Genomic DNA, 7,287 nt, shown 5'->3' with positions numbered 1-7,287 from the left:
TGACTTGAAGAACTTGAGAGAACCGCCACAAGCTCTAGCCCTGCTTGGGTTTTTCTGAGGAGCGGTGCACCACTTTCGCCGCCCGCGACTGCACAAGCCACCGTCACGAGGCCCTCTACACCATCGACAACCTCACAGGCCCGTTGCCGCGGCGGCGCCGGCGCACCAGCACGCCAGCTAACCAAAAAGAGTGTCTCGCCGACTTCGGCTTCACGGCCCGGTAAAAGCGCTTTGCCAACCGGTGCGGGCACTTCGGCGCCCAGCGTGAAGAGCGCCATGTCGAACCGCAACTTCCAACGGTTTTGCGCTAGAGGCTGCTTGAAAAGCGGATGCATAGCGACGTCAGTCACCCTGAAGACCGGGCCGTTTTTCAGCGCCCCGGGACGAAACAGGATCTCTGCGTTGGATACGTCTTCGGCATTGCGCAACGCGCCAATGCAATGTGCAGCCGTCAACACATGGCGCGGCGAAACGAGCGCCCCGGAGCAAGTTTGATTGGTCGATGTGTTCTCGAGCCGGCCAACTGCCGAAACATCAGCCCATGCAGGTGCGGCAAGCGAAGTGGCGAGGACCAGATGTGCAAAGAAGCGCAAAACCATCGTCATATGGTGGTCAAGCGGCACGGTCTGGTCAAGGCGCTAGGGCTTCACGAATTTCGCGCCGGAATCGCCCCCAGAAAGCGCCAGACCATTGCCGCCCCCGACAGACAGACGTCTCGCCGTTGTCGTACCGGCGTTCAAAACCGCGTCCCCGGATGCCATCATATCCATCAGCTCATCCAGCGGTTTTTCAAGGTTGGTTCCCAGAGAGACCTTGCGACCCCGGATCATCGCCTTGGCCGAAACCACAGAAACGATTTGCGGCTCGCCGTCAACGTCCGCGAAAACCGGGGCTCCGCTGGAACCAAAATCCACATCGCAAGACAAGACCAACGCTCCATCCCGACGGGCCAACACGTGGCATTCTTCCTGTAATGATAGGCTGTTTTGACGATCATGCGCATAGGACACAACACCAACCGAAGCGCCCTTGCGGGGGCGGCTTGCAGTTTTGAACGGCTGAATATGCGCAAGGCGAATTTCGCTAACAAGTTCAAGAAGCGCCAGATCGTTCGCGACGCTCAGCTCTCCGCCGGGGCCATTGTATTCATATCGCGGATGGACAACCGCCCGCCGCACCTTGCGCGACGCCGAGGCCCTGCCGTTGCGCCATCCCGCAAGGAACGTCACGTCGCGCGCCTCGATGTCCCCCCCGGTGCGTTGATCAATCATGCAGTGAGCAGCGGTCAAAACCAACCGAGGCGAGATCAATGCGCCCGTGCACATGCCGCCATAGCCGATGTTCAAACGTCCGACACCCTCCCAACCGCGCGCTTCATAGGCTGTCATAAGAGCCGTCAATCCGGTTGCCGCATCGTCTTCGTCAGCCGACACAGATACTGGCGCTGCCAAAGCAATCGCCAAAAACAAGGCTTTCAGACCATTCCCCATCGCGTCCCTCCTCGACCCATCTTCTGCTTAGATTGCCGGTTGGACAAGATTATGACGGAGAATTGTTATCTTAGGTTGGGAATTGCAGGCGCGCCCGTGTTGGATTGGCTAAACGCTGGCGGCTTTGGCCCCCCTGTCGCCCAGTCCAAAAGCTCGACCGTATGCACAATCGGGATGTCCGTGCCCGAGCCGATCTGCATCATGCAGCCGATGTTACCCGCCGCGATAACTTCAGGCGATTTGTCTTCCAGCGTCTTCACCTTGCGCCCCTTCAGTTCCTGAGAAATCTCGGGCTGCATGAGATTGTAAGTCCCTGCAGATCCACAACAAAGATGAGAATCGCGCGGCTCGACGACCTCGTATCCGACCTTTTTTAAAAGATCCTTCGGGTAGGTCTTGATCTGCTGCCCGTGCTGCAGCGAACACGCGGCGTGGTAAGCCACGCGCACCTTTTCAGCGACGCCTTCAGGCAAGTCCAGCTTCATCAGAACTTCCGACACATCCATCGCCAGGTTACTGACCCGTGCCGCGTCCTCGGCCATCGGGTCATTGCGGAACATATGGCCATAATCTTTAACGGTCGTGCCACATCCGGAGGTATTAATCACAATCGCATCCAATCCGCCCGCGCGATCCTCGGCCATCCAGGCCTTGATGTTTTTCGCCGCCGCGGCGTGGCTTTCGACTTCTTTGCCCATGTGATGCACAAGCGCACCGCAACATCCCATGCCTTCTGCCACGATGATTTCACAGCCAAACCGTCGCAAAAGCCGGATCGTTGCATCGTTGATATCGGTGTTAAGCGCACGTTGCGCGCAGCCGGTCATCAGCGCCACCCGCATCTTCTTTTCACCTTTGGCTTCAAAGGTTTGCGGATCGTCGTTGCGGCTAACAGGGGGGATGACTTTCGGCGCCATTTCCAACATCGCCTTCAGCCGGGCATCGGGCATAAAGCGCGCAAAAGGCCGACCCATCTTGGCGCCCAGAAGGGCGATGCGGAACCGTGCCGGATAGGGCAGGATTTGCGCCAGCGTCCAGCGCAGGAGCCGCTCGAACAGGGGGCGCTTGTATGTCTTTTCAATGTGCGCCCGCGCATGATCGACGAGGTGCATATAATGAACGCCCGAAGGACAGGTCGTCATACAGGCAAGGCACGACAGACAGCGGTCGATATGTTTGACCGTTTTCGCATCCGCAGGTCGGTCATTTTCCAGCATATCCTTGATGAGGTAAATGCGGCCGCGCGGGCTATCCAGCTCGTCTCCCAGAACCTGATAGGTTGGGCATGTCGCGGTGCAAAACCCACAGTGCACGCAGGATCGCAAAATCTCGTTTGATCGCTTGATCGCGGGAACCTTCAACTGTTCTTCAGTAAATGTCGTCTGCATATCAGGCGCCCCCGGCGAGAATTGAGATATTGAAAACAGACGCCAGAAGGGCAGCGATGATCGCAACAGTCATGCGCCCCCAAATTGTGGTATCCGGAAGAAATCTCAGAAAGGGCAGCAAAACAAGCGCCCCGGCCGCAGCCCCAAGAAGGATCGGCAGAACAAACGTTGCAATGCTTGGCTCCGCACCGGGCAAGATTAATAAAAGCCCGAAGCAACCCGCGGCAACCGCTCCGGCAAGCCGCCAGTCGGTCAAAAGATAGCCCACGATAAGTGCCCCGAAAGCGGGCATCGCAATGAACGCAAAGGTTTCACTTTCCATCAGCCCATGATCCCGGGGTTTAGGATGCCACGCGGATCAAATTGTGCGCGTAGCCCTGTCGCAAGCCCCGCCAAAGGGGTGGCTTCGGGTTGAAAGACCGGCACGCGCGCTTTCAGCGCCACGGGGCCCTTCACAAGTGTTGCATGGCCTCCGACGACTTGCATGTAACTTTGCAATGCCGCGTGTAAACGAGCGGCGCCTTCAATAGGATCGTCGGAGATCGCGGCAAGTTGAGCCTCGTCGCAACCAACCCAGATAAGCCCCCCGCCCCAATCCAAAAGCGCGTCGCAGCCAAAGTTCGGCCAGATGCCGGTCTCCAGCATTTGCGGTACATCGCTTGCTTTGATCGCAATTTTCCAGATGCAGGTCTTGTCGGCAAAAGCATCAACATCACGCACCGCGCGCCAGTCCTCTTCACCGCCCATCGCCATATCTGCCGCACCGAATTTTTTCAGAACGCTCTGCAATTGCGCACCGCGATAGGCGACCGAGTTCTCAAACCCTTCCAGACGCAACCTGACCACAGACCCCGCCCCATCATCGACCCCCGGCGTCATCGCTGCCCCCGAAACCTCGTAGGGCGAGCCCAATGCTGCGGCCATCGCTGCCACTCCGTCGCTCAATGACAGCCCATGCAAGGATACAACGCCCGTTGCATCGTGCTTTGGCAAAAGCTTGAAGCTCACTTCGCTAAGCACACCCAAGGTGCCATAAGACCCAGACAAAAGCTTAACCAGATCATAGCCCGTCACGTTCTTCATGACACGACCACCGTTCTTCAACGCAACGCCACGACCATCGACGAAACGCACGCCAATCAGCGAGTCCCGGCAGGCGCCCGCCCGCAACCTGCGCGGACCCGAGACGTTTGCCGCCACCACGCCACCGATCGTCGGCGTGCCATCCGCACCAAGCATGGGGCGATGATCCATCGGCTCGAACGGCAGCATCTGCCCTTCTTGCTTTAACGCGTCTTCAATTTCGGACAGTGGCGTGCCCGCGCCCGCAACAATTGTCAGCGCGCCCGGCTCATACAGCGAGATGCCTGATACGCGCGCAACAGACAGCGGATCGCCGGCGGCTGGCGCCATTCCGCGCGTGTTGCCCCCCCTGATCGAAAGTGGGCCAACCGCGTCGCGGACGGCCTCAGACAATTCAAGTTCTGTTGTCGGCTCAATCACGAGGCCCGTCCTTCTTCTTGGTGGAAATACTTTTGGGGTATTGGGGGCAAATAGCCCCCAAACCTTATCTTATGCAGCTGCCTCTACTTGCACGCGCCGGCTCTCGCTGCTGGCCAATGGGAACACTTTCGCCGGATTAAGAAGCCACGCGGGATCAAAGACGTCCTTCACCCGCATCTGCACCTCAAGATCCTCTGGCGCAAACTGCACATTCATCAGATCGCGTTTTTCGATTCCGACACCATGTTCGCCCGTTAGGCAACCGCCGACTTCGACGCACAGCTTCAGAATCTCAGCGCCCATTTCTTCGCAGATTTCAAGATCACCCGGTTTATTGGCGTCAAACAGGATCAGCGGATGCATATTGCCATCGCCTGCGTGGAACACGTTGCCCACTTCCAGGCCGAACTCTTTCGACAACTCACCGATGCGCCGCAGCACATGGGGCAGCGACGAAACGGGGATTGTCCCGTCAAGGCACATGTAATCGTTGATCTGACCCATCGCGCCAAAGGCCGATTTTCGGCCCAGCCATATTCGACCCGCTTCGGCCGCGTCTTTGGCTTCGCGCAATTCAACCGGATCGTGCTTGGCCGCGATCTGTTTGATCAACCCTAGCTGTTCGTCAATCTCGGACGGAGAGCCTTCCACTTCGACAATCAACAGCGCTTCGCAATCGGGATATCCTGCCTTCGCGTGACGCTCAACCACCTCAAGAACTTTGCGGTCCATGTATTCTATCGCTACCGGCAGGACCCCTGCCTTGATGATATCGCTGACACAAGCTCCTGCAATCTCGGCACTTTTATAGCCGATCAGCACCGGACGCGCGCCTTCGGGTTTTGGCAAGATCCGCAATGTCGCTTCGGTCACAACACCAAGCTGTCCCTCGGACCCGCATATCAGACCAAGCCAATCATAACCGCCTGCATCCATATGCGCGCCGCCAATATCAACGATCGTGCCGTCCATCATCACCATCTTGACCCCAAGAAGGTTGTTCGTCGTCACACCGTATTTCAGACAATGCGCCCCGCCTGAATTCATCGCGATATTGCCCGCAATTGCACAGGCAAGCTGAGACGAAGGGTCTGGCGCGTAAAAGAAGCCATCGCTTTCAACGGCGCCGGTCACGCTTAGGTTCGTGCGCCCGGTCTGTACCTTAATGAAGCGGTTGTCGTAGTCGGTCTCGATCACGCCATTCAACCGCGCCACACCCAAAATCACCGAATCTGCCGTCGGCAAGGCCCCGCCCGCCAGCGAGGTTCCCGAGCCGCGCGGCACAACTGGAACGCCTTCCTGATGACAAATTTTCAAGACGGCCGAGACCTCCTCGGTCGAAGCCGGAAGGACCGCACAAAGCGGAGGGCACTTGTATGCCGTCAAGGCGTCGCATTCATAGACACGCGTTTGGATCTCGTCATCAATGACAGCGTCTTGTGGCAAGACGTCCCGAAGGCGCGCGACAAGTTTGGATTTAAGCCCCAAAACACGCGGATCTGGCTTTGGCATTTCCATAGAAATCCTCCCTTCGGATCAATTGGTAAATTTTTATAACCAATTTTCCAAACTATGCAAGCAATTGTGATTGGCGCCGTTCCTCGCCGGCCTTCACTATAGGGAAATGAAGGCAATAATCACAAATTCTCTTCCTTTTGTTTTTGCGTCAATTCTCATCGCTGGACCCGTGCCTGCTGACGATGCGAAAATCGAGGACGCCTTGGCGCGGGACAGCGGGTCAGATTGGACGTTTTCAGTCACTCTGCGTCACGCAGACACGGGCTGGGACGACTACGCCGACGGATGGCGCGTCGTGACCCAAGACGGCACAGTGCTCGGCACGCGCACGCTGTTTCATCCGCACGTGGACGAGCAACCCTTCACGCGCTCGCTGTCAGGAGTGGAAATCCCGGAGGCAACCGCACGCGTCTTTATCGAGGCCCGCACCAACGCCGATGGATGGGGCGAGGCGCAGCTGGCTGTCGACCTGCCGGAATAACGCTCAGATACAGCGTCCACCATCCACTTCCATACAGACACCCGTGACCATGCTGGCTTCGTCCGAGCAGAGGTAACACGCTGCATTTCCCATATCTTCTGGCGTAGAAAACCGCCCCATAGGAATGGTCGCCAAAAACTTCGCGCGGACCTCTGGCGTGTCCTCACCCATGAACATCTTCAAAAGCGGCGTCTCGCCTGCGACGGGGTTGATCGCGTTCACGCGGACACCGTGCGGTGCCAATTCGACCGCCATGCCTTTTGTCGCGGTCGTCATCCACCCCTTCGAGGCGTTGTACCAGGACAGACGCGGGCGCGGGCTTACGGCAGCGGTAGAGGCGACATTCAAAATTGCCCCCGCACCTTGGGCTTTCAACAGAGGCACGATGTGGCGCGCGGTCAGGTAGACCGATTTTGCGTTCACTGCGAAAACACGGTCGAAATCTTCTTCGCTGATGTCTTCCATCGCTGCGGGCATGTGGGTGATGCCGGCGTTGTTCACCAGGATATCAATCCGCCCAAAACGCTCCAACGCAAAGGCCGTCATCGCGGCCACATCTGCGTTGACGGCGACATTCACCTGCACCGCGGCTGCAGCGTCACCGAGTTCCGAGGCCAATGCCTCAGCACCGGAACGGTTCATATCAGCGATGACCACCCGCGCGCCTTCCGCGACAAACTTGCGCACAATGCCGTTTCCGAACCCAGACGCGCCGCCTGTCACAATTGCGCATTTATCCTTCAATCGCATGTCATTCCCCTACCCATGAAACGCCGCCACAGTTTTCAGGACCGAAAACCCATACAGCGCCTCAAACCCTTTTTCGCGCCCATGCCCCGAAAGCCCGGACCCGCCGAACGGCAACTCGACACCGCCGCCAGCCCCGTAGTTGTTCAGAAAAACCTGA

At 57.9% G+C, this 7,287-nt stretch carries 8 protein-coding genes and 1 pseudogene; 1 reads left to right on the top strand and 8 read right to left on the bottom strand.

The genetic code is table 11. From position 1 onward, the window contains the following. The 6 genes from AC221Y_RS17355 to AC221Y_RS17330 form a co-directional block, all read right to left on the bottom strand. Window positions 1-623, bottom strand: a 623-nt coding sequence (locus AC221Y_RS17355; protein ID WP_486707855.1) for a trypsin-like serine peptidase, incomplete at its 3' end; no start/stop codon positions are given. Between the two features lie 15 nt (window positions 624-638). Next, entirely contained in the window at window positions 639-1,490 is an 852-nt protein-coding gene (locus AC221Y_RS17350) for a trypsin-like serine peptidase (protein WP_366141767.1), read from the bottom strand. 65 nt (window positions 1,491-1,555) lie between these two features. Then, window positions 1,556-2,878, bottom strand: coding sequence for a glycolate oxidase subunit GlcF (gene glcF / locus AC221Y_RS17345; protein WP_299758038.1), 1,323 nt, complete (start codon window positions 2,876-2,878; stop codon window positions 1,556-1,558). 1 nt (window position 2,879) lies between these two features. Then, window positions 2,880-3,200 carry a hypothetical protein gene (locus AC221Y_RS17340; RefSeq protein ID WP_299758037.1) on the bottom strand — a complete coding sequence of 107 codons (321 nt, stop codon included), beginning with the start codon at window positions 3,198-3,200 and terminating at the stop codon, window positions 2,880-2,882. Then, window positions 3,200-4,378 (bottom strand): FAD-binding protein, encoded by a 1,179-nt coding sequence (locus AC221Y_RS17335; protein ID WP_486707856.1) that lies wholly within the window; start codon window positions 4,376-4,378, stop codon window positions 3,200-3,202. Before AC221Y_RS17335 ends, AC221Y_RS17340 begins: the two co-directional genes overlap by 1 nt. Window positions 4,379-4,450: 72 nt before the next feature. Next, window positions 4,451-5,899, bottom strand: a complete 1,449-nt coding sequence (locus AC221Y_RS17330) for an FAD-linked oxidase C-terminal domain-containing protein (protein ID WP_486707854.1) — start codon at window positions 5,897-5,899, stop codon at window positions 4,451-4,453. A gap of 169 nt (window positions 5,900-6,068) precedes the next feature. On the opposite strand from AC221Y_RS17330, the gene AC221Y_RS17325 reads away from it, so the two are divergent. Beyond that, window positions 6,069-6,380 carry a hypothetical protein gene (locus tag AC221Y_RS17325; protein WP_486707853.1) on the top strand — a complete coding sequence of 104 codons (312 nt, stop codon included), beginning with the start codon at window positions 6,069-6,071 and terminating at the stop codon, window positions 6,378-6,380. Window positions 6,381-6,383: 3 nt separating this feature from the next. Here the strand turns inward: AC221Y_RS17325 and AC221Y_RS17320 are convergent, their stop codons facing one another. Both AC221Y_RS17320 and AC221Y_RS17315 read right to left on the bottom strand, forming a co-directional pair. Then, the gene (locus AC221Y_RS17320) at window positions 6,384-7,130 is read right to left on the bottom strand and encodes an SDR family oxidoreductase (RefSeq protein ID WP_299753320.1); all 747 of its coding nucleotides are present in this window, start codon (window positions 7,128-7,130) and stop codon (window positions 6,384-6,386) included. Window positions 7,131-7,139: 9 nt separating this feature from the next. Continuing rightward, window positions 7,140-7,287 (bottom strand): annotated as a pseudogene (locus AC221Y_RS17315) (aldehyde dehydrogenase family protein); the annotation flags it as partial.

This window comes from Boseongicola sp., assembly GCF_057460485.1.
Note: the sequence above shows the minus strand (reverse complement) of the source record. Positions and strands in the feature narration are given on the sequence as shown.